19 protein-coding genes are annotated in these 24,517 nt (G+C 64.4%); 8 read left to right on the top strand and 11 right to left on the bottom strand.

The features are described from left to right. Positions 1-141 precede the first annotated feature (141 nt). Complete coding sequence (locus tag GSQ90_RS11125) at positions 142-1,326, top strand: DUF2865 domain-containing protein (protein WP_158814882.1); 1,185 nt, start codon at positions 142-144, stop codon at positions 1,324-1,326. Here the strand turns inward: GSQ90_RS11125 and GSQ90_RS11120 are convergent. Beyond that, a complete protein-coding gene (locus GSQ90_RS11120) occupies positions 1,289-2,638 on the bottom strand; it encodes a glutamate--tRNA ligase (protein ID WP_158814881.1) in 1,350 nt (449 codons plus the stop codon). The genes GSQ90_RS11125 and GSQ90_RS11120 overlap by 38 nt on opposite strands. Positions 2,639-2,714: 76 nt before the next feature. Between GSQ90_RS11120 and GSQ90_RS11115 the strand changes: the two genes are divergently transcribed. The 3 genes from GSQ90_RS11115 to GSQ90_RS11105 all read left to right on the top strand — a co-directional run bounded on the left by GSQ90_RS11115 (position 2,715) and on the right by GSQ90_RS11105 (position 5,054). Continuing rightward, positions 2,715-3,857 carry a ceramide glucosyltransferase gene (locus tag GSQ90_RS11115; protein WP_158814880.1) on the top strand — a complete coding sequence of 381 codons (1,143 nt, stop codon included), beginning with the start codon at positions 2,715-2,717 and terminating at the stop codon, positions 3,855-3,857. Between the two features lie 358 nt (positions 3,858-4,215). Further along, positions 4,216-4,554 carry a DUF1778 domain-containing protein gene (locus tag GSQ90_RS11110; RefSeq protein WP_158814879.1) on the top strand — a complete coding sequence of 113 codons (339 nt, stop codon included), beginning with the start codon at positions 4,216-4,218 and terminating at the stop codon, positions 4,552-4,554. Beyond that, positions 4,551-5,054 (top strand): GNAT family N-acetyltransferase, encoded by a 504-nt coding sequence (locus tag GSQ90_RS11105; protein WP_158814951.1) that lies wholly within the window; start codon positions 4,551-4,553, stop codon positions 5,052-5,054. The genes GSQ90_RS11110 and GSQ90_RS11105 overlap by 4 nt, the downstream gene beginning before the upstream one ends. Positions 5,055-5,056: 2 nt before the next feature. Here the strand turns inward: GSQ90_RS11105 and GSQ90_RS11100 are convergent, their stop codons facing one another. From GSQ90_RS11100 to carB, 6 genes are all read right to left on the bottom strand, one after another. Beyond that, the gene (locus GSQ90_RS11100; RefSeq protein ID WP_158814878.1) at positions 5,057-6,799 is read right to left on the bottom strand and encodes an NAD+ synthase; all 1,743 of its coding nucleotides are present in this window, start codon (positions 6,797-6,799) and stop codon (positions 5,057-5,059) included. Between the two features lie 11 nt (positions 6,800-6,810). Beyond that, positions 6,811-7,125 carry a hypothetical protein gene (locus GSQ90_RS11095; RefSeq protein ID WP_158814877.1) on the bottom strand — a complete coding sequence of 105 codons (315 nt, stop codon included), beginning with the start codon at positions 7,123-7,125 and terminating at the stop codon, positions 6,811-6,813. A 200-nt stretch (positions 7,126-7,325) separates the two neighbouring features. Next, a complete protein-coding gene (locus GSQ90_RS11090) occupies positions 7,326-8,153 on the bottom strand; it encodes an RNA methyltransferase (protein WP_158814876.1) in 828 nt (275 codons plus the stop codon). A 24-nt stretch (positions 8,154-8,177) separates the two neighbouring features. Further along, entirely contained in the window at positions 8,178-9,182 is a 1,005-nt protein-coding gene (locus GSQ90_RS11085) for a mitochondrial fission ELM1 family protein (protein ID WP_246731529.1), read from the bottom strand. Positions 9,183-9,412: 230 nt separating this feature from the next. Continuing rightward, positions 9,413-9,886: a transcription elongation factor GreA gene (gene greA / locus GSQ90_RS11080; RefSeq protein WP_158814875.1), complete on the bottom strand. Its 474-nt coding sequence runs from the start codon at positions 9,884-9,886 to the stop codon at positions 9,413-9,415. A 78-nt stretch (positions 9,887-9,964) separates the two neighbouring features. Then, positions 9,965-13,288 carry a carbamoyl-phosphate synthase large subunit gene (gene carB / locus GSQ90_RS11075; RefSeq protein WP_158814874.1) on the bottom strand — a complete coding sequence of 1,108 codons (3,324 nt, stop codon included), beginning with the start codon at positions 13,286-13,288 and terminating at the stop codon, positions 9,965-9,967. Between the two features lie 736 nt (positions 13,289-14,024). On the opposite strand from carB, the gene GSQ90_RS11070 reads away from it, so the two are divergent. Continuing rightward, positions 14,025-15,536, top strand: coding sequence for a hypothetical protein (locus tag GSQ90_RS11070; RefSeq protein WP_158814873.1), 1,512 nt, complete (start codon positions 14,025-14,027; stop codon positions 15,534-15,536). A gap of 418 nt (positions 15,537-15,954) precedes the next feature. Here the strand turns inward: GSQ90_RS11070 and GSQ90_RS11065 are convergent, their stop codons facing one another. Beyond that, positions 15,955-16,767: an RMD1 family protein gene (locus GSQ90_RS11065; protein ID WP_158814872.1), complete on the bottom strand. Its 813-nt coding sequence runs from the start codon at positions 16,765-16,767 to the stop codon at positions 15,955-15,957. Between the two features lie 198 nt (positions 16,768-16,965). On the opposite strand from GSQ90_RS11065, the gene GSQ90_RS11060 reads away from it, so the two are divergent. From GSQ90_RS11060 to GSQ90_RS11050, 3 genes are all read left to right on the top strand, one after another. Next, positions 16,966-17,256, top strand: a complete 291-nt coding sequence (locus tag GSQ90_RS11060) for a helix-turn-helix domain-containing protein (RefSeq protein ID WP_158814871.1) — start codon at positions 16,966-16,968, stop codon at positions 17,254-17,256. After that, a complete protein-coding gene (locus GSQ90_RS11055; RefSeq protein ID WP_158814870.1) occupies positions 17,253-18,974 on the top strand; it encodes a SulP family inorganic anion transporter in 1,722 nt (573 codons plus the stop codon). The genes GSQ90_RS11060 and GSQ90_RS11055 overlap by 4 nt, the downstream gene beginning before the upstream one ends. A gap of 248 nt (positions 18,975-19,222) precedes the next feature. Further along, positions 19,223-19,450, top strand: a complete 228-nt coding sequence (locus tag GSQ90_RS11050) for a hypothetical protein (protein WP_158814869.1) — start codon at positions 19,223-19,225, stop codon at positions 19,448-19,450. A 73-nt stretch (positions 19,451-19,523) separates the two neighbouring features. On the opposite strand, the gene GSQ90_RS11045 is transcribed toward GSQ90_RS11050, so the two are convergent. The 3 genes from GSQ90_RS11045 to GSQ90_RS11035 all read right to left on the bottom strand — a co-directional run bounded on the left by GSQ90_RS11045 (position 19,524) and on the right by GSQ90_RS11035 (position 24,499). Further along, positions 19,524-20,927 (bottom strand): adenylate/guanylate cyclase domain-containing protein, encoded by a 1,404-nt coding sequence (locus tag GSQ90_RS11045; protein ID WP_158814868.1) that lies wholly within the window; start codon positions 20,925-20,927, stop codon positions 19,524-19,526. Between the two features lie 186 nt (positions 20,928-21,113). Beyond that, the gene (locus tag GSQ90_RS11040; protein WP_158814867.1) at positions 21,114-21,800 is read right to left on the bottom strand and encodes a response regulator; all 687 of its coding nucleotides are present in this window, start codon (positions 21,798-21,800) and stop codon (positions 21,114-21,116) included. Continuing rightward, complete coding sequence (locus GSQ90_RS11035) at positions 21,797-24,499, bottom strand: sensor histidine kinase KdpD (RefSeq protein WP_158814866.1); 2,703 nt, start codon at positions 24,497-24,499, stop codon at positions 21,797-21,799. The genes GSQ90_RS11040 and GSQ90_RS11035 overlap by 4 nt, the downstream gene beginning before the upstream one ends. Between the last annotated feature and the right edge of the window lie 18 nt (positions 24,500-24,517).

Here is a 24,517-nt window from a genome sequence, read left to right as displayed (position 1 = left end):
TCTGGCCCTGATCAGGAAAATCACCTAGAAATCCGATATATTTCGAGAGGAAATTTTGACTGCGGCTAGCTCGCCATGTTTGCGCCCGATTGATGAGCCAACTGGCTGGCCATGTGGCGCTGGAACCCTTCAGGGGATTTGATGCGATTGATCTTTGGATTGGCGATGGCGTTTCTCGTCAGCGCGACGGCGGTCGGTTCGGCGCGGGCGCAAAGCGCCGAGTGCGTGCGATTGCAACAAGCGATCGCCACGGCCGGTCGCGGCGGCAATGGTCAAGGCGCGCAATTTGAAGCGGCGGCGCAAAAACAGCGCGGCGAGATCGACAGGACCGTCGCCTACGCCCGGTCGATCGGATGTGAAAATCGCAAGTTCCTGTTCTTCGGCAGCGGCCCGCCTCCGCAATGCGATCAGATCAACGCCCAGATATCTCGAATGCAGGCGAATCTTTCCGACCTGCAATCGCGCGCGGGAGGCTCGGACGGCGGGCGCGGCGAGCTTATCGCCCGCTATAACTCCCAATGCATGAACCCCGGCGGCTCCCAGCCGCATGGCATTTTCGATGCGCTGTTTGGCAACCCGCGCGACCAATCGCCTGACGTGCAGACCGTGCCCCTCGTGCCGGATCCCAACGCCAACCCCGACCAGCAGCCGCTCGACGGCGAGGGGAAGGAAGCGCGCGCGGGATCCAAGGCGGTTTGCGTGCGCTCCTGCGACGGCAGTTTTTTCCCGGTCTCTTATTCGGCGGGCGGCAGCCGGCTCGACGACCTCCAGGACATGTGCCGGGCGTTGTGCCCCAATGCCGATGTCAGCCTCTATACCTACTCGCCTTCCGCCGATATCGAGACGGCGGTGTCGATCACGGGCGCGCGCTATATGGATTCGCCGACCGCCCTCAAATATCGCAAGAGCCTCGACAATACCTGTTCATGCAGAAGGCGCGGGCAAAGCTGGGCTGACGCATTGGCGGGCGCCGAGCAAAGACTCGGCGGCATGGGCAAGACCGACATTATGGTGACGCCGGAAAAATCGGCTGAGCTGTCGCGGCCAAAGCCGGATCCGAAAGCCAAGCCGATCAAATCGCCGCTAGAGGCGCCAAAAGCGCCCGCGCCCACGCCCGACCCCAAGGCGTCGGCCCAGGACCAGACGGCTCCGATCGACCCATTGCTCAGCCAACAGGCGGCGACCGTCAGCCGTGAATCCTCCGGCATAGCGACGGGCGATGCGACGACCGGCCCGCTCTACACCAAGGGCCAGGGGCAGACGCAGGAAGTCACGGGCTCCGATGGCGTCAAGCGGCGTGTGCGGATAATCGACCCAACGCTTTGATCCTGCCGATCAGCGGCAGCAAGGCCGCCAGTTCCGGCCCCGATTCGCGGCCCGTCAACGCCAGGCGCAAAGGGTGAAACAGCGCCTTGCCCTTGCGTCCGCTTGACGCTTTGAGGGCGCTTGTCCAAACGCCCCAGGTCGTCAAGTCCCATGGCGCGGGCGGCAGGCAGGCGGCCGCCTGCGCCAAAAACGCCGGCTCCTCGACGACCGGCTCGATCTCGCCCTGGGTTACGCGCCACCAGTCTCTGGCTTCGCCAAGTTGCGCGAGATTGCCGCGCACCGCGCTCCAGAACGGCTCGGCGTCGGCCCCGACGATTTCGAGCGCGGCAAGGCGTTCGCGCATCGCTTCATAGGGCAAAGCGTGCAAGGTGCGCGCCGAGAGCGCCCGCAGCTCCGCCTCGTCAAATCGCGCCGCGCCATGCGAGAGATGCGTGAGATCGACAGCGGCCGCCAGTTCGCTCAGCGAGCCCACAGGCCGCACCGCCTCGGCCGAACCGACCAGCACCGCCAACGCCGCAACCGCCAAAGCTTCGACGCCACCCTCACGCAGGGACGATATGGACAGCGCGCCGGTGCGCTTGGACAGCCCTTCGCCGCTCGCGTCGGTCAACAGATTGTGGTGGCCGAACGACGGCGCCTTGCCCGCCAAAGCTTCGAAAATCTGAATCTGCACCGCCGTATTGGTGACGTGGTCCTCGCCGCGAATGACATGGCTCACGCGCAGGTCGATATCATCGGCGACGGAGGGCAATGTGTAGAGATAGGAGCCGTCTTCGCGCACCAGGACGGGATCGGAAAGCGACGAACAGTCGATATGGCTGGGGCCGCGAACCATATCCTCCCAATGGACGGTCGCGGGCTCGAGGCGGAAGCGCCAATGCGGGCGCCGCCCTTGCGCCTCCAGCGCCGCTCTCTCCTCAGCGCTCAAGCGAAGCGCGGCGCGATCGTAAATCGGCGGCCGCCCAAGCGCCTGCTGACGCTTGCGCCGTCGATCGAGTTCCTCGGCCGTCTCATAGGCGGGATAAAGCCGCCCGATCTCGCGTAGTTTCGTCGCCGCGGAATCATAGAGCGCCATGCGCTCGGACTGGCGGCACTGGAAACCGGGAATGATCCCGAGCCAGGCGAGATCGGTCTCGATCGAATCGGCATATTCGGCGCGTGAACGCTCGCGATCGGTATCGTCGAAACGCAGGATGAAGAGCCCGCGCTCGCGCATCGCAAAGAGCCAATTGAGCAAAGCTGTGCGGGCGTTGCCAATATGGATGCGCCCGGTGGGCGACGGCGCAAAGCGGACAATGGGGCCATTAGACATGCGCCTTCATAGAAGCGTCGCGCAAGCCCTGCAACATGGATGGGGAGCGAGTCGGCGACAAAATCCAGGGAATGCAATGACCGGAACTCAATTGGCGGCGACCTTTGGCCTCGCCGCCGTATCGATCCAGATGCTGAGCGCTTTGATCGCGATTTCCCGATGCGCCAAACGCGCGGCGCCCATGCCGCCCCGCGCAGGCGCCCCGGCGGTGAGCATCGTGCGGCCGCTTTGCGGGATCGATCCCTTCGGCAGGGAGACGCTGGCTTCGACTTTCGAACTCGACTATCCCGCCTACGAAATCCTCTTCTGCCTGGCCGATGGCGACGATCCCGTAGCGCCGATCGTGCGCCGCCTGATGGAGGCGCATCCACACATCCCCTCGCGCCTTCTGATTGGCGACGATCGGCCGAGCAGCAATCCCAAGCTCAACAATGTCGTCAAGGGCTGGAAGGCGGCGGCGCATCAATGGATCGTCATCGCCGATTCCAATGTGCTGATGCCGGCCGATTACATCCAAAGGCTGACGGCGCGCTGGCGCGCCAATACGGGGATCGTCTGCGCGCCGCCGATCGGCGCGGCGCCAGGCTCTTTCGCGGCGGAAATCGAATGCGCTTTTCTCAACACCTATCAGGCGCGCTGGCAATATGCCGGCGAGGCGTTCGGTCTGGGCTTTGCCCAAGGCAAGACCATGCTATGGCGGCGCTCGATATTGGAAGCGGGCGGCGGCATCGAAGCCCTGGGGGCCGAGATCGCCGAAGACGCCGCCGCGACCAAGCTGATTCATGAGGCGGGCTTGAGCGCTCATCTGGTCGATGCGCCCTTCGAGCAGCCGTTGGGGCCGCGCAAATGGGGCGAGGTCTGGGCGCGGCAGGTGCGTTGGGCGCGGCTGCGGCGCGCGACCTTCCCGTTGTATTTTGCGCCGGAGCTTCTGACGTCGGGCCTCTTCGCCTTCATCGCCGCTTTTTGGGGGGCGTCGGAACTCGGGCTTGATCCTTGGGCCGCGGTCGCGTTGGCCGCGATAGCCTGGTACGGGTCGGAGGCGGCGCTGGCCTGGGCAGCCGGTTGGCGGCTCAGCCTTTGGTCCGTTCCAGCCTGGATGGCGCGCGACCTCGCTTTGCCCTGGCTATGGACGCAAGCGTGGGCCAGCAACAATTTCGTGTGGCGCGGCAATGCGATGACTGTCGCCGAAGACGACGCGGGAGTGGCCGCCGGACGATGAAAGCCGCGGGCGGCGTCCAAATTGTCGCAGGCGCCGATGGGGGCTTCCCAAACCCTCGAATCATCGTATCTTCATCGTGTCGTCAACGAACTGAAAGGAGGTGATCCAGTGTCTCATTGTCTATCGCCACGAGTGATTTGCAGGGCCTGGGTTATTGTCCGTGCGGAGAAAGACCGCGCATAGCAGGCGCCCAGACGGAAAACCCTGAGCGATCTCTGCGTGGTCGCGACAATGGAAGGGCCGCCCTCGGGCGGCCCTTCTCTTTTGCGCGGGCGAGGGAACATGATCGTTCGACCATCCAATCCGTAATGACAATGTCTATACCTTCTGTTATGATCGATGGACGACAGGAGAATTCATGCCGCGGACAGCCACCAAGGGCCCGACGGAGAGGACCAAGGCCAAGCAAGCTTTGCTTAAGCCGAGCGCCACAGCTCGCGATACGCTCAATATTCGGATCAAGGCCGAAGAACGGGGCCTGATTGACCGCGCCGCGCAAGCGCTCGGCAAAACGCGCACCGACTTCATGCTTGAAGCAGCGCGTCGCGCCGCCGAAGACGCTTTGCTCGAACGCACAGTCTTCTCGGCGAATCCGGCGGTATATGCGCAATTCCTTGCACGGCTCGACGCGCCGCCGCAGCCGAACGATCGGTTGCGTCGCACGCTGGCGACGAAGGCGCCGTGGGACACGCCGTGACGCTGACGGCGCCGACGCCGCTCACCAATCGCCACGACTTATCCTCCTTCGCCTCCAATGTCGCAGCGCTTGACGACTGGCTGAAGCGCCGCGCACGCGCCAATCAAGTGAACGGCGCATCGCGCACCTTCGTCGTCTGCGAGGGCGACCAAGTGATTGGTTACTATGCTCTTGCCTCGGGCGGCGTGAATGTCTCGGCTGCGACCGGTCGTTTCCGCCGCAACATGCCCGACCCGATCCCGGTCGCCGTACTCGGCCGCCTCGCTGTGGATCGGCGCTGGCAAGGCAAGGGCATTGGGCGCGCCTTGTTTCGCGACGCGGCGCTTCGCTTGTCCAACGCGGCCGAAATCATCGGCATTCGCGGCGTCCTCGTCCATGCCGTATCGGAGGATGCCAAGGCGTTCTATCTCGCGCTCGGTTTCGACCCCTCGCCGCTGGAACCGATGACGCTCATGATCACGCTCGCCGACATCAATGCCGCGCTTGGCGGGAATGCCTGAACCTATTCCTCGAACCGCTCGCTCGTCCCCGTCTGCCCGCGCGGCGCGATCGCGGCATCGGGAGCTAGCAGCGGCGCGCCCGAATCGCGGAAGCGATTGACAATGGGGTAGCGGCGGTCGCGGCCGAAATTCTTGGCCGTCACTTTCACGCCCGGCGCCGATTGGCGGCGCTTGTATTCAGCCAGATACAGCAGCCGCTCGATCTTATGGACCGTCGCGGGATCGTGTCCTTGCGCGATAATGTCGGCGAGCCGCATTTCCTTTTCGACGAGGCCCTGCAGGATGGCGTCGAGAACGGGATAGGGCGGCAGCGAATCCTCGTCCTTCTGGTTCTCGCGCAGCTCCGCGCTCGGCGGCTTGACGATGATGTTGGTCGGGATCACCTCGCCGTCCGGCCCCAGCGCGCCCGCCGGCTTCCAGCGGTTGCGCAAGGCGGAGAGGCGGAACACTTCCATCTTGTAGAGATCCTTGATCGGATTGAAGCCGCCGTTCATGTCGCCATAGAGCGTGGCGTAGCCGACCGACATTTCCGACTTGTTGCCGGTGGTGACCACCATCGGCCCGAACTTGTTGGAGATCGACATCAGGATCAAGCCGCGCGCGCGGCTCTGGATGTTCTCTTCCGTAATATCGCGCGGGCGCCCGGCGAATAGCTCATTGAGCGCATGCTCCACCCCCTCGACCGGCTCGGCGATCGGCACGATGTCGTAGCGCAGGCCCAAGGCCTTCGCGCAATCGGCGGCGTCTTTGAGCGATTCCATCGAAGTGAAACGGTAGGGCAACATGATGGCGTGAACGCGCGCGGCGCCCAGCGCGTCGACCGCCATCGCCGCGCAAAGCGCGGAGTCGACGCCGCCCGACAGCCCCAGCACGATTCCGGGGAAGCGGTTGTTCTCGACATAATCGCGCAGGCCCAGCACGCAGGCCGCGTAATCGGCCTCGTCGCCCTCTTCGACAATCTCGCGCTGGCCTTCCACGCAGCGCCAGCCCTTTTCGTCCCGCTCCCAGACGGTGCGCGCAACGATCTGCCGGAAGGCGGGCAATTGGACGGCCAACGAGCGATCGGCGTTGAGCGCGAAAGAGGCGCCTTCGAAAACCAGCTCGTCCTGGCCGCCGACCTGATTGAGATAGATGAGCGGCAGACCGCTCTCGACGATCCGCGCCACCGCGATATTCTGCCGCGTCGCGACTTTGCCGCGCTCATAGGGCGAGGCGTTGGGCACCAGGAGAATTTCGCCGCCCGTCTCCGTGATGCATTCGACGGGATCGGGCCCCCAGATATCCTCGCAGATGGGGATGCCGATGCGAACGCCGCGAAATGAAATCGGCCCCGGCGCCGGCCCGGGCGTGAACACGCGCTTTTCGTCGAACACGCCATAATTGGGCAGGTCGACCTTGAAGCGCACCGCCTCGATCCGCCCGCCGTCGAGCAAGGCGTAGGCGTTGTAAAGCGCGCCATTCTCGACCCAGGGCAGCCCGACCAGCACGGCGGGGCCGCCATCGCCCGTCTCACGCGCCAAAGTCTCGCAGGCGGTGCGGCAGGCTTCCTGGAAGGCTGGTTTGAGAACAAGATCCTCGGGTGGGTAGCCCGATAGAAATAACTCGGACGACATGACGATATCGGCGCCGAACGCCGCCGCTTCTGCTCGGGCGGCGCGTAGGCGCGAAAGATTGCCCTCGATATCGCCGACGATGGCGGCGAGCTGAGCGAGGGCGATGACGAGGCGATCGGCGGGAGCGGGCATGGGCCAAGCATTTAGCGCGGCGGCGGGCGGCGGGCAATCCACACATCGTTTCTCACGCCCGCTTCGCCGCCGAGTTGAGCGGAGACAAAAGGCGGGATAATCCGATGATGGGCGACGTGAAAGTCGAAAAGCACTGGATCGGTCGTATTATTCGGATCCGGTTCGCAGGGAGACGCATATCGGGCGTTCCAAGGCTGTGCTACGTTTTGCGAGGTGAAATGGAACATTCCGATTTTCGGATTGGCATGGAGTTCCTGACAGGCGCGGGTCGTTGGCGCGTAACGGATATCGGCACTCGGACGATAATCGCGATCAAACTCGATCAATCTGACCCCAGCAATTATGATGGGCCTCCGTACGCGGTCGTGGAAACCGTATTCGACGAATACGATTTCGGCGGCTGCGAACCGACCGAGTCATCTTGACGCAGAGCAGCGGAGGCGCGTGCGGAAGACTGACTAACCGATGCGCCGACTTCAAAGCGGATGAATAGCTGCCCCGCCGGAAACATTGACTCGCCCCGCCCTCAGCCCTCCGGCTTCTTCTGCCGCACGCGTTTGCGTGTCTGCACCTTGGCGCGCGGCCCCTCGACCAGCCTGACGATGGCGCCCCACAGCGTGCGCACATCCTGTTCGGTCAGGCCGATGCGGTGGAATATGTTTCGCAGGTTCCGCTGCATCACCGGCTTCTTGCCGGCCGGGCGGAAGAAGCCGCGCTCGTCCAGCTTGGTCTCGAAAAAATCGAAAAACGCGAGAACCATTTCGCGCGTCGCCGGCCCCGACCGCTCGGGTGCCGCAAGCGGCGGCGCCCCGCCATGCGCCGCCTTGAACCACTCATAGCCGCATAGCAAAACGGCCTGCGCAAGATTGAGCGAGGCATAGGCGGGATTGACCGGAAAGGTAATGATCGCGTCGGCGAGCGAGACCTCGCGATTGTCGAGGCCGGTGCGCTCGGGGCCGAACAGAATGCCGTGCTTCTGGCGCGCCCCATAGGCCGCCGCGCTCTCGGCCATGGCCTCGGCGGGCGCGGCGACGCGCTTCAATTGACCGCGCTCGCGCGCCGTCGTCGCGTAAACAAAATGCAGATCGGCGATCGCCGCCTCGACGCTGTCGAAAACGCGCGCCGATTCCAGGAGATAGACGGCGCCGGCCGCCGCCGCATAGGCGCCCTTGCGCCTGGCGCCGGTGCGCGGCCAGCCTTCTCTCGGGCTCACCAATCTCAGATCGTCAAGACCGAAATTGGCCATGGCGCGCGCGCACATGCCGATATTGACGGCCAATTGCGGGCGCACCAGCACGATAGCGGGCCCGCCGGCGACGGCGGCCTTGGTGCGATCCGTTCCCGCCCCGACCATGGCTTTTCCTGTTTTCGCCGCGCTCTAAGAGGCGGACAATAGCGGCGCCGCCCCCGACGCCGCAAACCGCCGCGCGATCTCGCGTGCGATCGTCAGGCTGGAATCGATCGGCTCGTAAGAAAAGCGCTCGATGCGCCCGGCAAAGCGGCGCACCGCGCCGATCCGCTCCAGCGCATCGATATACCTAGCGATCTTGCCGCCGCCCCCGCCCGAGGGTTCCAAAACATGGACGGGCGCGCCGGTCGCCGCCGCCTCGCCGACCATATTGACGCTGTCGCCCGTCACCAGGATCGCGTCGGCATGGGCGAGCATCTGCGCATAAGGATTGGCGCCCGTCCCGTCCCACACAAAGGCCGGCGCCGCGCCGAGGCCCTGACGCACCGCCTCGACGAGTTCAGGCGGCGTGCGCCGCGAGGGCGTCGCCATCACGCTATAGCCCGCCGCGGCGATCGCCGCGGCCGCCGCCGTCAATCTGGCGACATCCGCCGGCGCAAAGTCATGCGCGCCGCTAGGACCGCCCAGGATGATCGCCGCGCGGGGGCTAGGCAGAATCGCGACGCGCGGATCGGGCTCGGCTCTGGCCGCGGCGAGCCTGGCCGCCGAGAAGGGATGGGGCGAAGTCAAAGTGGAAATGACGTTGCGCCCGGCAAGGCCGTCGTGCTCGGGCGCCCAGATCAGATCCATGTTCGCGCGGGAGTACCGCGGGTCCTGCAGAAAGACCGTGAAAACCTTGTCCCCGGCGGCGCGCTTGATGGCGCGGATATAGGGTACGGTCACCCGGCCGCTGGCGATGACGATATGCGGGAAGGGTCGCGCGAAGACGGAGCCCGCCCTGCCCGGCCGATCCCTGGGATCGACCGGGCCATAGGGCGAGAGACTGGCGAACAAGGCGCGCGGCGCCACGTTGCGCACCGCATAGGGCGCGCCGAGCGCATCGGCGACGCCCAGGCTATTGGCCTCATGGCCGGCTTTGCCGGAACTCAGGACGAGGACTCGCGCGCCCTTGGCGAGCAGCGTTTCACTTTGCAAGAAACAAGTCCGACATCCCTGCTTTCCAGAGCCTGTTGCGATTCAATTGAATCGCAACAGGCTCTAGATTCCTTGAAAACGTGCGCGATTTGCGAAAAACCGGCATCCACTTTTTCGCCGCGCGCTCTAGAGCCCCATCCGCCCAGACAGCCGTTGCGCGAAGCTGCTGGCGAGCTCGGCAGCCCGGGCCGGGAATCGCATCGCGCGGCGATGCGGACCCCCGAGTCGGTTCAGACGTAGGCGACCTTCAATATTTCGTAGCTCTTGCCGCCGCCCGGCGTATTCACCTCAACGCTATCCCCGACTTTCTTGCCGATCAGCGCGCGCGCCGTCGGCGAGGTGATCGAGACACGGCCGGATTTCACATCGGCCTCGCTTTCGCCGACGATCTGGAAAATCTTCTTGGCCTCGGTGTCCTCGTCGATCAACGTCACCGTCGCGCCGAATTTGATCGTCGCGCCCGACAATTTCGAGACGTCGATAACCTCGGCGCGCTGCAGCTTGTCTTCAAGCTCGGCGATGCGCCCTTCATTATGCGATTGGGCTTCCTTGGCGGAATGATATTCGGCGTTTTCGGACAAATCTCCGTGCGAACGCGCCTCCGCGATCGCTTCGATAATGCGCGGGCGCTCCACCTGCTGGAGCCGCATGAATTCCGCTTCAAGCGCGGCATGCCCGGAGATCGTAATAGGAAACTTGTCCATGGCGTATCCTTACCCGGTCCTCTCTACTCGCAGTGTCGAGATTTTACAATCAAAGCGCGCTAAATCTCGCGCCGATGGTCAACTAAAATAATCCTGCAGCGCCCGCACTTCAAGGTCGCCGTCGATATAGGCCTTGATGCCCTGAGCCGCGGCTATCGAGCCGGCTAGAGTGGTATAGTAGGGCGTTTTATGCAAGAGGGCGGCGCGGCGCAGCGGCTTGGAATCGGCCAGGGCCTGAGCGCCTTCCGTCGTGTTGAAAACAAGTTGAATGGATCCGTTCTTGATCGCATCGACGATATGCGGCCGTCCTTCCGAAACCTTGTTGATTTTCACTGCGGGAACGTCGTTCGCTTGGAGATAGCGCGTCGTACCGCCCGTCGATTGAATCTTGAAGCCGAGCGCGAGAAGCTGTTTGACCGTCGCCAGAATGCGCGGCTTGTCGACGTCGCGCACCGAGACGAACAATGTCCCCGATCGCGGCACTTTCGTGCCGCCGCCAAGCTGGCTTTTGGCGAAGGCGATGTCGAACGACCGGTCGAGGCCCATGACCTCGCCCGTCGAGCGCATTTCGGGGCCAAGCACCGTATCGACGCCGGGGAAGCGGGCGAAAGGAAACACCGCTTCCTTGACCCCGACATGGTCGATCGCATCGAGCTTGAATTCGAAGGACGCCAGTTTTTCGCCCGCCATCAGCCGGGCGGCGATTTTGGCGATCGGGCGGCCGATCACCTTGGCGACGAAAGGCACGGTGCGCGAGGCCCGCGGATTGACTTCGAGGACATAGATCTCGCCGTCCTTCAAGGCGTATTGGACATTCATCAAGCCGCCGACATCGAGCGCCAGCGCCATTTTGCGCGTTTGCGCCTCGAGCTTTTCAATGGTCTCGGGGCTGAGCGAGCGCGGCGGCAACGAACAGGCGCTGTCGCCCGAATGAATGCCCGCTTCCTCGATATGCTCCATGATCCCGGCGACGACGACATCCTTGCCGTCGCAAAGCGCGTCGACATCGATCTCGGTCGCGTCGGAGAGATAGCGGTCGAACAACAGCGGGTTCTTGCCAAGCACCGTATTGATCTGGCCGGTCTTGTCATTGGGATAGCGCGCCTTCACATCGGAAGGCACGAGGCCCGGCAGCGTGTCGAGAAGGTAATTGTCGAAGGCGGTCTCGTCGCGAATGATCGCCATCGCCCGGCCGCCCAGCACATAGGACGGGCGCACGACGAGCGGCAGACCAAGCTCGGCGGCGATGAGGCGCGACTGTTCGACCGAATAGGCGATGCCGTTCTTGGGCTGCTTCAGGCCCAGTTTGTCGAGCAGACGTTTGAACCGGTCGCGGTCTTCGGCAAGGTCGATCGAATCGACCGAAGTGCCCAGAATCGGCGCGCCGGAAAGTTCAATGGCGCGCGCCAGTTTCAGCGGCGTCTGGCCGCCGAACTGCACGATCACGCCTTTGAGCGTGCCTTGTTCGCGCTCCTTTTCGAGAATGGCGAGGACATCCTCGGCGGTCAGCGGCTCGAAATAGAGCCGGTCCGACGTGTCGTAATCGGTCGACACCGTCTCGGGATTGCAATTGATCATGATGGTTTCGAAACCCGCTTCGCTCAATGCGAAACAGGCGTGACAACAGCAATAGTCGAATTCGATGCCCTGCCCGATGCGATTGGGTCCGCCGCCCAGAATGACGATCTTGTCGCGTTGTGTCGGCCGCGCCTCACAGGCGGCCTGGCCCGCGAAAGGCGCTTCATAGGTCGAATACATATAAGGGGTAGGCGAAGCGAATTCCGCCGCGCAAGTGTCGATGCGTTTGTAAACCGGCGCCACGCCAAGCGCGCGGCGCGCCTGCAAGACATCCGCTTCCGCCACGCCCGTCAGCGCCGCCAGACGCGAATCGGAGAAACCGGCCGCCTTCAGGCTGCGCAGATTGGCCGCGTCCTTGGGCAGGCCGTGCCGACGGACTTTTTGCTCCAGCGCGACGATCTCGGCGATGCGCTGCAAGAACCACGGATCGATCTTGCAGACATCATGGATTTCCTCGACGCTCATGCCCGCGCGCATCGCCTGCGCGACATTGAGCAGGCGATCAGGCGTCGGCTTGCCGATCGCGGCGCGCAGGGCGTTGTGATCGTCGCCTTTGCCGAGGCCCTCGATCTCGATCTCGTCGAGGCCGGTGAGGCCCGTCTCCAGCGAGCGCAGGGCCTTTTGCAGCGATTCGGCGAAGGTGCGCCCGATCGCCATCGCTTCGCCGACCGACTTCATCGCAGTGGTCAGGACAGGATCGGCGCCGGGGAATTTTTCGAACGCGAAGCGCGGGATCTTGGTGACGATATAATCGATCGTCGGCTCGAACGAGGCCGGCGTCGCGCCCCCCGTAATGTCGTTGGCGATTTCATCGAGGAGATAGCCGACCGCCAGTTTCGCGGCCACTTTGGCGATCGGAAAGCCGGTCGCTTTCGAGGCCAGCGCCGACGAGCGCGAAACGCGCGGGTTCATCTCGATCACGATCATCCGGCCGTCCGCCGGATTGACCGCGAACTGGACGTTGGACCCGCCGGTCTCGACGCCGATCTCGCGCAGCACCGCCAAAGAGGCGTCGCGCATGATCTGATATTCCTTGTCGGTCAGCGTCAGCGCCGGCGCGACCGTGATCGAATCGCCGGTATGGACGCCCATCGGATCGATGTTCTCGATCGAGCAGACGATGATGCAATTGTCCGCCTTGTCGCGGACAACCTCCATCTCGAATTCCTTCCAGCCGAGCACGCTTTCTTCGATCAGCACTTCATTGGTCGGCGAAGCGTCGATGCCGCGCTCGACGATCTCGATGAATTCGCCCTTGTTATAAGCGATGCCGCCGCCCGTGCCGCCCATGGTGAAGGAGGGGCGGATGATCGCGGGCAGGCCGATGTCGTCGAGCGCGACAAGCGCCTGCGACAAGGTCTTGATATGATGCGAGCGCGGGGTTTCGAGGCCGATTCGGGTCATCGCCTCGCGGAACAATTCGCGGTCCTCGGCCTTGTCGATCGAGGCCGCCGTCGCGCCGATCATCTCGACGTCATATTGTTCGAGCACGCCCATTTTCTTGAGCGACAAGGCGCAATTCAGCGCGGTCTGCCCCCCCATGGTCGGCAGCAGCGCGAAGCCGCCCGGAACCGCGTAGCGCTCCTTGGCGATGATCTTGGCGACGATCTCCGGCGTGATCGGCTCGATATAGGTGCGGTCCGCCATATCCGGGTCGGTCATGATGGTGGCGGGATTGGAATTGATCAGGACGATGCGATAGCCCTCGGCGCGCAAGGCCTTGCAGGCCTGCGTCCCCGAATAATCGAACTCGCACGCCTGGCCGATGATGATCGGGCCGGCGCCGATGATGAGGATCGTCGCAATATCTGTCCGCTTCGGCATGGGTCCCCGCGCTTGCCCGCGAGGCGGACAAGGAATTCTAGCCGATATGTCCGGCACACAAAAAAAGGCCGCTCCGCAGGCGCCCGGCGCCGTGAAGCGTCCTCACGTAAAGCGGCGGGAAGCGCCTGGACGGCGCCCGCCGGAAAGCGGTTCCCTCCCTAGCCCAGAATCGCGCAAGGGGGAAGAGGCGCGCCAGCGCGGGCGCGGCGGCGCCGATGACGCCTTTTGCTTCCCAAAACCGCCAATTGAAGCCGAACGGACGCAAAAGGAAGCGCCCAATCGGCGCTAAGTCCTTGATATCCTGCGCCGCGGAAGGGCGAGATCGGGTCGCCGATCGTGTGATTTCAATGGCTTAAGCCCGATTTTCCTTCCGACCGTCGTTTTTTTTGCGCAACGACCGCTCTCCGTTGGGAAAACACCCGCAGCATCTCATGACCCGCCGCCACTGGTCAATGAATTGTCCGCGCGGGAGTGGGTCAGTTTGAATTTCCGCTTTGGGTGGGGAACGGACTAGCCGGTTCTGGATGAACGAGGGGCCACAATAGACTTTGGTCGCTGATGTGGCACGGCCGAAGCCGACCCGGTGGGGGTTGCTCGCCGCATCCCGCGCAATGGAAGGAATGCTCCAAAAGCCGAGCTTCGGGTTGTAGCGGCCACTGGAATTGCGCAATCTGTTGGCCTGACCGGCGGCCATTCGGAGAACGTTGGCTTGTGGCGGCAAGCGGGAGGCGAGCGATTGACCACGTCCCCTTTGCGCATTTCCACCGCCGCTTTCGTCGCTGGGCTGTTGCTGGCCTTCCTTTGCCTGTTCTTCACCCTCCTTCTGAGCACATGGTTGTCCCACAGCGCCGGCAGCGACCACGCTGGCATAGCGCAGGCCTTTACGGTCGTCGGCCTTTTCGTGCTTTGCCTCTTGCTCGCCGCCCTTGTGCTGACGGCTGTCGTGGGCGGGGCGTTGCCGGCTTCGGGGCGCATCGCGATATTGCTGCTCGCGCCTGTCGCCTTTGTCGCGATGTTCAGGGCATCCGACCTGTTCGACAAGCCCAGCGTTTCTCCCGGCCTATGGGCATTGGCAGTCCCCGCCGCGGCGCCAACGCTCATCGTCGCCTATTGCCTCTGGGCTTTGATTGCGCCTTTGCGAGCCCGTGTGCCGGAGCGGGTCGCCGGTTTCGGGCTTTTGGGCGCGCTCGGCTTGGTCTGCGCGGCGATTTTTCCGCTGGAGGCGATGCGCACTCACGGCGACGCCGCCGTGGCGGCGGGGATAGCGGCTTTGGAGGCCAAGGTCGCCGCAATGCCAGACGACGCTAATCTGTCGCAGTGGATTCCATTGCTGAATAGCGGCGTTTATTCGGTCGAGGAGACGGCGCGCGCCAAAATCATGGCGCTGCCGAGCCGGCAACGCGACGCCGAGGCGATGCTGGCGCGCGACGAGTTTCCGCTCGGCGAGTTGAACCAATTCGACCTCGATGCGACGCCCGTGCTTTGCCAGAACGCGCAAGCCTTGCTGTCGCGCCGCGCCGCAGCTCTCGCCTTGAAGCCGGGCGAGAAGCCGGACTTCAACAAAATCGCCGCCGAATTCTATGGCGCGAAGGTCGCGATCCCATGGCTCATCAGCCTTGGCTGCGCAAGCGACGCCCAAGCCCTGGAATGGGAGGCGTTGGGGCGGAGCTATGGCAAGTCTGATATCGATGTGTTGGATTTGGTGGAGGCGCGCGACCCCAAGAATTTAGGCTGGAAACTCATTTATTATCCTCCCAAAGTCTCGATGCTCACCTCGAAAACAACGCTGCGCGCATGGCTGAATTTCGCCTACGGGCTGTATAAAAGCGATCCGGCCGATCGGCCGAGATTGTTGGCCGGCGCCCGCGCGCTCGACCATCGCAACGCCGACGCGGTGGCTTGGCTGCAAGAAGTTCCTGCGGCTTCGGACACCTTCGTGCTGCTGCACTTCTTGCCGCAACTCGATCTCGATACGACGCCGGCGCTCTGCGCCGCGGCCCTGAGCGAGATCGGAGAGAGTCTTGCCGAGGTCTATCGGCCAACCGCCGACAATCCGTTGCCCTACAGTGAGCTCGGCGAACGCCTCGGCGCCGGCGAGCCTCTCGTGGCGTTGCAATGGCTGGCCGGCCACGGCTGCGATGCGAACGCGCAATTGGGCGCGGCTCAGGAAGTCATCGCCGCCTATCAGCCTTCGCCCGAGCGCGAGACCATGGCGGCCGCGCTAGCGAAGCTGAAACGGAGTCCTTGAGAAGAAATGGTTATCGCGTGCAGCGGCGCTAACAGGCCGCGTCCGTGGCGTCTCGCATGTCCGCTTCACCATCATCGGGGCGCAGAAACGCGTGCGTTTAATACTCAGCAATTCGGCCTTTGGCAGGCGTCTTGGCGCCGCAAGGGGAGCCAAGAATGGCAGGTTTCGGAGGCAATCAATTGGGATTGAACGACGTGGTTGGGCGCTCGGCGCGCAGCGAACGTGAACGTCTACTTCGGGTCGGAAGCGGAAATTCAAACTGACCCACGACCTCTGCGCAGGTATGGCGCCGGGGCCGCGCCCATCAGTTCAAAGCCATCGCTCTTCGCTCGACTCCCCTTCCCAAGGCGAACGCGTAGCGTTCGTCCGCGTCATGCTACGCATGACATCTTCCCCCTTGGGGGAAGGCGGCGTCCTGTCAGTGCCGCCCCGCCGCATAAAGCTGATACAGCGTCAGCAAAATCTCCGCGACGATCAGGATGACGATCGTCGCCTCCAGCCTTGTCGCGCGGTCGGCGTCGATAATGTCGGTCAGGGCGTGCGCCGTTTCGACGATAACGTCGAGTTTGCGCTTTAAGGCGCTGGCGCGCTCCTTCAGCTCATATTCGTCTTCAAGGCGCGCATAGAGGCGCTCGAGATCGGGCCGGTCCCACAGGACATCCGGCTTTTCCTCGACCGCCACACGGCCCGAGACGCGATGCTGGGCGAGCAGGGCCTGGCCGATCAGCCGCAGCATCGCGCGGCGGCGGAACGGCGGGCGGCCGGTTTTGGCGAGCGTGGCGGCGAAGGGCTCGATCACGTCGAAGACGGCGTTGACCTCGCGCTCGTCGCGCCCCAGCGCCACCGTCTTGGCCAGAGCGTCGGCGACGACGAGAAAGCGCTGCGGCGACAGATTCTTCATCTGGATCGGACCGCCGGGCGGCGCGAGATCGTCGAATTCGGGCGCGATTTCAAGGATCGCCGTCTCGTCATCGACCCGGGCCCGGGCGCCCGAGCTGCGCTGCTTGAGCTTGGCGAGAACGTCCTCCTCCTCCAGCGGCGACAGGCCGACCAGTACCGCGACGCCAAAGCGGAACAGCGCGACCATGCCCGATGTCCCCACCCGGAACGCCAGCGGCAGCGCGGAGATCATGTCGGGCCGCTCAAGCCCGGCGGTCTCGATGCGCTCGCCGATGATGAGGGCGCGGGCGGTGAGGCGCGTGGGGGCGGCAGGTGGAGGAGCGTCGTTCATGCCGGCAAATTACGCTGGCGGGCTGTCATGCGCCAGAGCGCAGGGGCGGAACGTCCGACAGGCGGCCCCAATTGCGGAAATTGGCGAACGGCAAGGTCTTCGCAGGCGATGCGGTAATAAGATGTGATAGTGATGTTCTATACGTCACTACCGCACTATGATACACAACTCGTCGATCTTTTTGAACGCAGGCCGAAAATGTTGACCGCCCCCCAATTGCGCGCCGCGCGCGCCTTGCTCGGAATCGATCAACGAGAACTGTCCAAACTATCCGACGTCTCGCTGGCGACGATTCAGAGAATGGAGGCGAGCGAGGGCAATGTGCGCGGCGTGGTCGACAGCCTGATGAAAATCGTCGGGGCGCTGGAGGCGGCGGGCGTCGAACTGATCGGTGAAAACATGCGCAGCGACGGCGGCGGCCGGGGAGTCCGTCTGCGCCAGCCGGCGACGCTCAAGCTGCCGCCTGCGGCCGAAGGGAGCGCGCCATGAACGATCAGGCGATCCGCAAGCCGACCTTCCGGGAATTGTACACGCCGAAGCTGGCGACGGTGCTTGGCGAGGGCTATGGCCTGCGCGGGTTCCAGGCGGACGCGATCGCCGGCCTCACCGTAGCGATCGTCGCATTGCCGCTGTCGATGGCGATCGCCATCGCCTGCGGTCTCAGTCCGGACCGGGGTCTCTACACCGCGATCGTCGGCGGCTTTCTGGTGTCGGCTTTAGGCGGCAGTCGCTTTCAGATCGGCGGTCCCGCCGGCGCCTTCATCGTCCTCATCTTCTCGATTGTCGAACGCCAGGGCTATGAGGGCCTTGTGCTCGCGACGATGATGGCGGGCGCGATCATGATGATCGTCGGCTTCATGCGCTGGGGCGCCTATATCAAATATATTCCTTATCCGGTGACGGTCGGTTTCACAGCGGCGATCGCTGTGATCATCTTCGCCAGCCAGCTCAAGGAACTGCTGGGGCTCGACCTCGCCAGGGAGCCGGCCGCCCTCGTCCCCAAATTGTTCGCGCTGGCGGGCGCGATCGGAACGATTCAAGCCCCGACCGTCGCTTTGTCAGTGCTGGCGATCGCCGTCATCCTCGTGCTGCGACGGCTGCGCCCCAATTGGCCCGCCATATTGATCGCGGTGGCTTTATGCAGCGCGCTCACGGGCCTCCTGCATCTCGACGTGGCGACGATCGGCTCGCGCTTTGGCGGCGTGCCGCGCGCCCTGCCCTCGCCCGCGCTGCCGCCTTTCGATCTGGCCAGGATGTGGACGCTGCTGCCGGACGCTTTCTCCATCGCGCTGCTCGGCTCGATCGAGTCTCTGCTTTCGGCCGTCGTCGCCGACGGCATGAGCGGGCGGCGACACCGTTCGAATTGCGAACTCGTCGCGCAGGGCGTGGCCAATATTGTCGCGCCGATCTTTGGCGGGATGCCGGTCACCGGCACGATCGCGCGCACCGCGACCAATGTCCGCGCGGGCGCGAAGGGGCCGGTCTCCGGCATGCTGCACGCCCTCTATGTCCTGCTGTTCATGCTGGTCGCCGCGCCGCTCGCCGCCTACATTCCTCTTGCTTCGCTCGGCGCCATATTGACCGTCGTCGCATGGAGCATGGCGGAGCGGGAAGAATTCATCGCCCTAGTCCGCGGCTTTGGCGGCGACGCCCTGGTGCTGCTGGCGACGTTTCTTCTGACGATTTTCGAGAGTTTGACGCTCGGCATCGCGGTCGGCGTGACGCTGGGCGCGTTCCTTTTTCTGCACCGCATGGCCGGAGCGATCGAAATCCGCGAGGGGGCGCCGTCGACCGGAGACGACCAGGCCGATTCCAGCGAACGCGCAACTTACGATTCCGATGCGGCGAGCAGCGCCGATTTCATGGTCTACAAAATCAGCGGCGCATTCTTCTTCGGCGCCACGGCGGCCGTCAACGCCGCGCTCGACGGCATCGGGAAATATCCACGCGACTTCGCGTTCGATTTCGCCGATGTGCCGCTGATCGACACGACGGCGGCCAAGGCGCTCAGGGCCTTCGTGCTTAAGCTGCGGCGCGCGAACACAAGCGTATTTATCGCGCAAGCGCGGCCCGGGGTTCGCCGCGCGCTGATGACGGCGGGATTGCGCGAGACGGAAGTCGCCTATGTCGATACCCTGTCCGAAGCGCGCGAGCGCGCGCAGGCGAGCCACGCAACAACCGAACTTGTTCTTGGCGTCGCCCGATAGGCCGGAACGGTCGGTAAGAGAACCCAATCCATCCAAGCGCTTTGCTGGCGCGCTGTCACGCGCGAGCGTAGGCGCCGCTCGCAATGACGGAGGCGCAAGCGCGCGATGTAGCCAGCGCCACATCATCGGGAACGGCGCGGGCCTATAGACAAGCCACGCGAGGACCGTCGCAGCTCGGCAGCCTGCTACCGAAGGGTGACCTTTGCGGCCTTTCCCATGCGTTCTGGGGCAACGAAGAGGAAAAACCTATGCGCAATATCTTCCTTCTGGGAACAACGCTCGCCGTTCTGGCCTTCGGCGCAGGGAACGCCCATGCCATGGGAGGCAGCGGCAACCTCGCGCCCAGCGAATCGCCCTACGCGATCCTGGAGCCGCAAACCGTGACGCCGACTGAGATTGCGACACCGCCGACCGAAGCCAGCCCGGCCCGCACCCCTCACAGCCCGGCGAAGCGGCGCGTGCACCTGCGGCAATAGTAAGGCCCCGGCAATCCACGGAGGCGGCCGCGGGGTCGTTACAAAGCAGGCAAGACAAGGATGTCCGCCATGCTCAAGGAATTTCGAACACGGCCATCTTTTCCGCAATGCCGCGCAATGAATGCTCCTTGGGCGAAGGTATGATTCCCGCCTCTTCAAGTATCTCCGCCGATCGGCTGTTGCTGACCACCGGACCGGTGGCGAAGATCGATGGGGATGTCGCCAGGCCCTGCACGCGCGAGGCGATGTTGACGGTCTGGCCAAAATAATCCTGTCGTTCGTTGAGCATCACCGCCAGGCACGGGCCTTCGTGGATGCCGATCTTCAAAATGAGATCGGCGCCGAGGTCGCGCATGGCGGCGCGCATGCGCAACGCGGCGGCGACGGCGCGATCGGGCGACGGAAAGGTGGCCATCACGGCATCGCCGATCGTCTTCACCACGGCGCCGCCCTCCGCGGCGACGATCTCATGCAGCGCGCGAAAATGAGCCTTCACCAGATCGTAAGCGACGAGATCGCCGACCCGGTCGTAGAGTTCGGTGGAGCCTTTCAGATCGGTGAACAGGAAGGTCAGGCTGGTGATCTTCAGTCGTTGGTCGACGTCAAGCGTATCGGTGCGATAGAGATCGCGGAAGGTCTGATTGGTGAGAAGCCGCTTGGCTGTGAGGAACGGTCGGCGTTTGCTCATGAGCCCATGCAGTTTGTCGCCGCCGATCCATACGCTGGGCAATGTGCGCAGGCTGGTGCGGTTCTCGAAGAGGATGCGAAGCGGGCCGGGCCGGATCGTCACCCGGCTGCCCGGCGATTCCATGGTCAGCACCGCGCTCAGCGTCTGGCGCTCGCGCGTCGGCTCGCCCGTCACTTCGATGAACTGGGCGAGATGCACGACAGGATCGATGACGATGAGGAACGCCTCCGGCGCCTGCAGCGACATGCTGGCCTTTTCGCCGGGCGGCAGCTCAAGCGAGTCGAGCGTGATCTCTTCAAAGTCCCGGGCGAGCGTTTCATCGTCGGGAAGATCGATGCCCGAACCCCAGAAAACCTGGCGATAGAATTCCATCACCGGCAGGGTGTGCGGATCATGCGCGGCGATGCGGCGCACATTGGGACTGACCGTAAACGTCACCTCGACCATTTCGTCGAGCGTCGGCTCGTAGCCGGCGGCGCAAAGCGTGCAGGTATATTCTTCGCGATCCACGTTTTTCAGCGTCGCGCCCGTGTCGAGCACGCCGCCGCATCCCGGACAGAGCACGTTCCAGGCGAGTTCGAAGAGGCCGAGCCGGGCCGCGTGGAGAAAGGCCGCGATCGCCTCCTCTTCGTTGAGGCCCCGCGTCGCCGCGAAGTCGAGCGCATTGACGCGGCAGAGGGCGCGGTCGCTCCCCTCCCGCACCAAAGCTTCGATCGCGCCCGCCGCCGCCGGCGTCGTCGATTGTCTGAGGATGTCGAACAGGGCTTGGGTTTCGCTAGACGATCGCATCGCACGTCTCCCGCAAGAATCCTCGCCGGTCCGGCCGCCAGCGGGGATCGATCAATGTCCCGTCATCTCACTCCGTCGGCGCCGAGCAGACTGCATTGAGGCGCACCGCGTCAAGGCCCCGCCGGCCGGGAGGAGTCGGTCTGCCGACAAATCACGCTGGCGCCATGAACTTGCCAGCCCCCTCCCCTATTCCTCGCTGAACCGATAGCCGATCCCCGCCTCCGTGCGGATGATGGTCGGCGCGGCCGGGTCGCTCTCAATCTTCGCGCGCAACTGGCCGATGAACACGCGTAGATATTGCGTGTCGTCCTTATGCGCCGGGCCCCAGACGGAAGTGAGGATCTGCCCGTGCGTCACGACCCGGCCCGCGTGGCGCGCGAGGATGCAAAGGAGATCATATTCCTTCGGCGTCAGCTTCACCGCCGCGCCGCTCTTCGTCACGCGCCGTTTGTCCATATCGATGGCGAGGCCGTCGACTTCGACATGCATGGGCTGCGCTTCGCCGCCGCCGCGGTGGCGCAACGCCGAGCGCAGGCGCGCGAGAAGCTCGCCGATGGCGAAGGGTTTTTCGACATAATCGTCGGCGCCCAGATCGAGCGCGGCGATCTTCTCGGCCTCCCGGTCCCTCGCCGACAGAACAAGGATCGGCGCCGCCGTGAATTTGCGCGCCTCGACCAGCACCTCCTTGCCATCCATGTCGGGCAGGCCAAGATCGAGCACGATGATGTCGGGCGCCGAATTGGCGATCAGCCGCAAGGCTTCGCGCCCCGCGGCGGCATGGAGCACCTCATAGCCCGACGCCTCCAGCGCGGGGCGCAGAAACCGCAGGATCTGCGGCTCGTCGTCGACGACCAGGACGCGAAGACCGGTCATGCATTCTCCTGCGCGGCGGCGGGCGCCGCGGCGCCCGGCAATTGGATGACGATGCGCGTGCCGCGCCGGCGCGCGGCGGGGCTTTCGGCATGGATCGTCCCGCCCATCGCCTCGATCAATCCGCGCGCGATCGACAGGCCCAGTCCCGTGCCGGCCTTGCGGCCGTCCGAGCGACCGCCCTGATAGAATTTTTCAAAAATGCGCTCGAGATCGGTCGGCTTGACGCCCTCGCCTTCGTCGGTGACCGAGATCTGGACGTCGACGCCGAGGCGGCGCGCATGCACCACGACGCCCGCCCCGCCGCCGTATTTCTGCGCATTGTCGAGCAGGTTGAACAGAACCTGCTCCAGCAGATTGGCGTCGCCGCGTATCAGCGGCAGGTCGCGCGCCAAGCTGGTCGTGACCGGCTGGCCGGGGAAAACCTTGCGCGCGCGCTCGACCGCCGCCCGTGCGACTTCCGCGACATCGACATAGTCGCGTTTGGGCTTCAGCGCGCCCGCCTCGATGCGCGACATATCGAGCAGATTGGCGACAAAGCGCATGAGGCGCGCCGCCTCTTCTTCGATCGAGGCGAGCAAATCGGCGCGCTGGGCCGGCGCCATGGTCTCGCCGAACTGGCGCAAAGTGGTGACGGCGCCGGTGATCGAAGCGAGCGGCGTGCGCAGATCGTGCGACAGCGAGGACAGAAGCGTCGTGCGCAGCTTTTCGTTCTCTTCCAGCGCCGCCGTCTTCACCGAATCCTTGACCAGCAGCGAGCGGTCGATCGCGATGGCGGTTTGCTCAAGGATGAGATTGAGCGCGCGCTCGCGTTCGGGCGAGATGGTCGCGTTCGGGTCGGCCGGCTCGATGCCGCAAACGCCCCCCACCCCGCGCGTCGTGACGAGCGGGCGGAACTGGAAGCGCACATTGGGCAAGGTGCCAGTCCGCCAGCCGGCGGGCTCGCCTTTGTCGAAGGCCCAGCGCGCGGCGCTGGTCTCCCCGGGATCGAGTTCGTCGATCGGCGGCCAGGCGACCGAGAGGTTCAGTTCGCCATCTTCCGGCAGCATCATCACGATGCAACGCGCCCCGAGCGTTCTGTGCATATAGATGGTCGCCGCCAGAAGGATGTCGTCGAGCGCGGCCGCGCCCGACAGTTTGCGCGACAATTCATAGATCGATTGCGTCGTGCGCGCATTGTCGCGCACGTTCTGCGCCTGATCGCGCGCGCGCCCGGCGAGCAGGCCGGTGAAAACCGCGACCACGAGAAAAATCAGCAGCGCGAAGAATTCCTGCGGCTCCTGGATCGTAAACTCATAGCGCGGGTCGATGAAGAAAAAATCATAGGCGAAGAAGGACAGGACCGCGGCGACCACCGCCGAGCGCAGGCCGAATTGCACCGCGCAGAACAAAACCGCGGTGAGGAAGATCATCGACAGGTTGGGCAGGTGCAGCCAGACGTCGAGGCCATAGCCAAGCCCGACGGCGACGGCGACGGAAGCGACCGCCGCGAGCGCGCCGACAGGCAGACCGGAAAGCCGGAGCCATCGCCACTGGCGGGCCGCCGGTTCATCCCTGTCGGAACCGCCGATGACCACATGCACGCCGATGTTTTTCGAGCGGCGCACGATCGCGCTGGACAGCGAACGCCCCATCAGCTTCGCCCACAGACTGGCGCGCGAGCGCCCGATCACAATCTGGGTGATGTTCTCGCGCTGCGCGAATTGCAGCACTTCGGCGGGCAAGTCCTGCCCGACGAGCCGCTCCGTCTCGCCGCCCAAGCGCTCGGCGAGGCGCAGCGCATCTTCAACGCGCTTCGCCTTGGCCGGATCGGTCTCTTCGCGCCCCGGCTGTTGCACCGTCACCGCCACCCAGCTTGCGTTGAGGCCGGTGGCGAGACGGCTCGCCGTGCGCACGACGGCCTCGGAAAGCGCATCGGGGCCGACGCAGACGAGCAAGCGTTCCGACGTCTCCCATGGGCCTTCGATCGCGTGCTGGCGCAGATAATCGACCATCTGGTCGTCGACGCGCGCCGCCGTCCGCCGCAAGGCAAGCTCGCGCAAGGCGGTGAGATTGCCGATCGTGAAGAAGTTCTGCTGCGCGAGGCGCGCCGTCTCGGGCAGATAGACCTTGCCCTCTTTCAGACGCTGGATCAGTTCATCCGATGTAATGTCGACGAGCACGATATCGGCTGCGTCGCGCAGGACCGTGTCGGGCACGGTTTCGCGCACGGCCACGCCCGTGATGCGCGAGACGACATCGGCGAGACTCTCGATGTGCTGGATATTAAGCGCGGTCCAGACGTCGATATGCGCGTCGAGCAATTCCTCGACATCCTGCCAGCGTTTGGGATGGCGGCTGTCCGGGGCGTTGGTATGGGCGAGTTCGTCGACGATGATGAGCTTGGGCCTGCGCGCCAGCGCGGCGTCGATGTCGAATTCCTCAATCGTCTGGCCGCGATATTCGATCGCGCGGCGCGGCAGAACTTCGAGGCCTTCTATCAGCGCCGCGGTCTCGGCGCGTCCATGCGTCTCGACGAGGCCGACCACGACATCGACGCCGTCCCGCTTCAGCGCGCGGGCGCGCGCGAGCATCGCATAGGTTTTCCCGACGCCGGGCGCGGCGCCGAGGAAAACCCAGAGCCGGCCGCGCGTCTCCTTGCCCGCCAGCGCGAGCAGCGCGTCGGGGTCGGGCCGGCGGTCCAGATCTCGTTCTTGCACCATAGGCCTCAGCGTCGAGTC

The sequence above is a fragment of the Methylocapsa sp. S129 genome (assembly GCF_009765995.1).
GTDB lineage: Bacteria > Pseudomonadota > Alphaproteobacteria > Rhizobiales > Beijerinckiaceae > Roseiarcus.
This window is presented reverse-complemented; position numbering and strand designations above follow the sequence as displayed.

Bases quoted from the DNA above. Each gene is read 5' to 3' on its own strand.
- GSQ90_RS11125 (WP_158814882.1), top strand. From the start codon at position 142: ATGCGATTGATCTTTGGATTGGCGATGGCGTTTCTCGTCAGCGCGACG.
- GSQ90_RS11120 (WP_158814881.1), bottom strand. From the start codon at position 2,638: ATGTCTAATGGCCCCATTGTCCGCTTTGCGCCGTCGCCCACCGGGCGC.
- GSQ90_RS11115 (WP_158814880.1), top strand. From the start codon at position 2,715: ATGACCGGAACTCAATTGGCGGCGACCTTTGGCCTCGCCGCCGTATCG.
- GSQ90_RS11110 (WP_158814879.1), top strand. From the start codon at position 4,216: ATGCCGCGGACAGCCACCAAGGGCCCGACGGAGAGGACCAAGGCCAAG.
- GSQ90_RS11100 (WP_158814878.1), bottom strand. From the start codon at position 6,799: ATGCCCGCTCCCGCCGATCGCCTCGTCATCGCCCTCGCTCAGCTCGCC.
- GSQ90_RS11090 (WP_158814876.1), bottom strand. From the start codon at position 8,153: ATGGTCGGGGCGGGAACGGATCGCACCAAGGCCGCCGTCGCCGGCGGG.
- greA (WP_158814875.1), bottom strand. From the start codon at position 9,886: ATGGACAAGTTTCCTATTACGATCTCCGGGCATGCCGCGCTTGAAGCG.
- carB (WP_158814874.1), bottom strand. From the start codon at position 13,288: ATGCCGAAGCGGACAGATATTGCGACGATCCTCATCATCGGCGCCGGC.
- GSQ90_RS11065 (WP_158814872.1), bottom strand. From the start codon at position 16,767: ATGAACGACGCTCCTCCACCTGCCGCCCCCACGCGCCTCACCGCCCGC.
- GSQ90_RS11060 (WP_158814871.1), top strand. From the start codon at position 16,966: ATGTTGACCGCCCCCCAATTGCGCGCCGCGCGCGCCTTGCTCGGAATC.
- GSQ90_RS11055 (WP_158814870.1), top strand. From the start codon at position 17,253: ATGAACGATCAGGCGATCCGCAAGCCGACCTTCCGGGAATTGTACACG.
- GSQ90_RS11050 (WP_158814869.1), top strand. From the start codon at position 19,223: ATGCGCAATATCTTCCTTCTGGGAACAACGCTCGCCGTTCTGGCCTTC.
- GSQ90_RS11045 (WP_158814868.1), bottom strand. From the start codon at position 20,927: ATGCGATCGTCTAGCGAAACCCAAGCCCTGTTCGACATCCTCAGACAA.
- GSQ90_RS11040 (WP_158814867.1), bottom strand. From the start codon at position 21,800: ATGACCGGTCTTCGCGTCCTGGTCGTCGACGACGAGCCGCAGATCCTG.
- GSQ90_RS11035 (WP_158814866.1), bottom strand. From the start codon at position 24,499: ATGGTGCAAGAACGAGATCTGGACCGCCGGCCCGACCCCGACGCGCTG.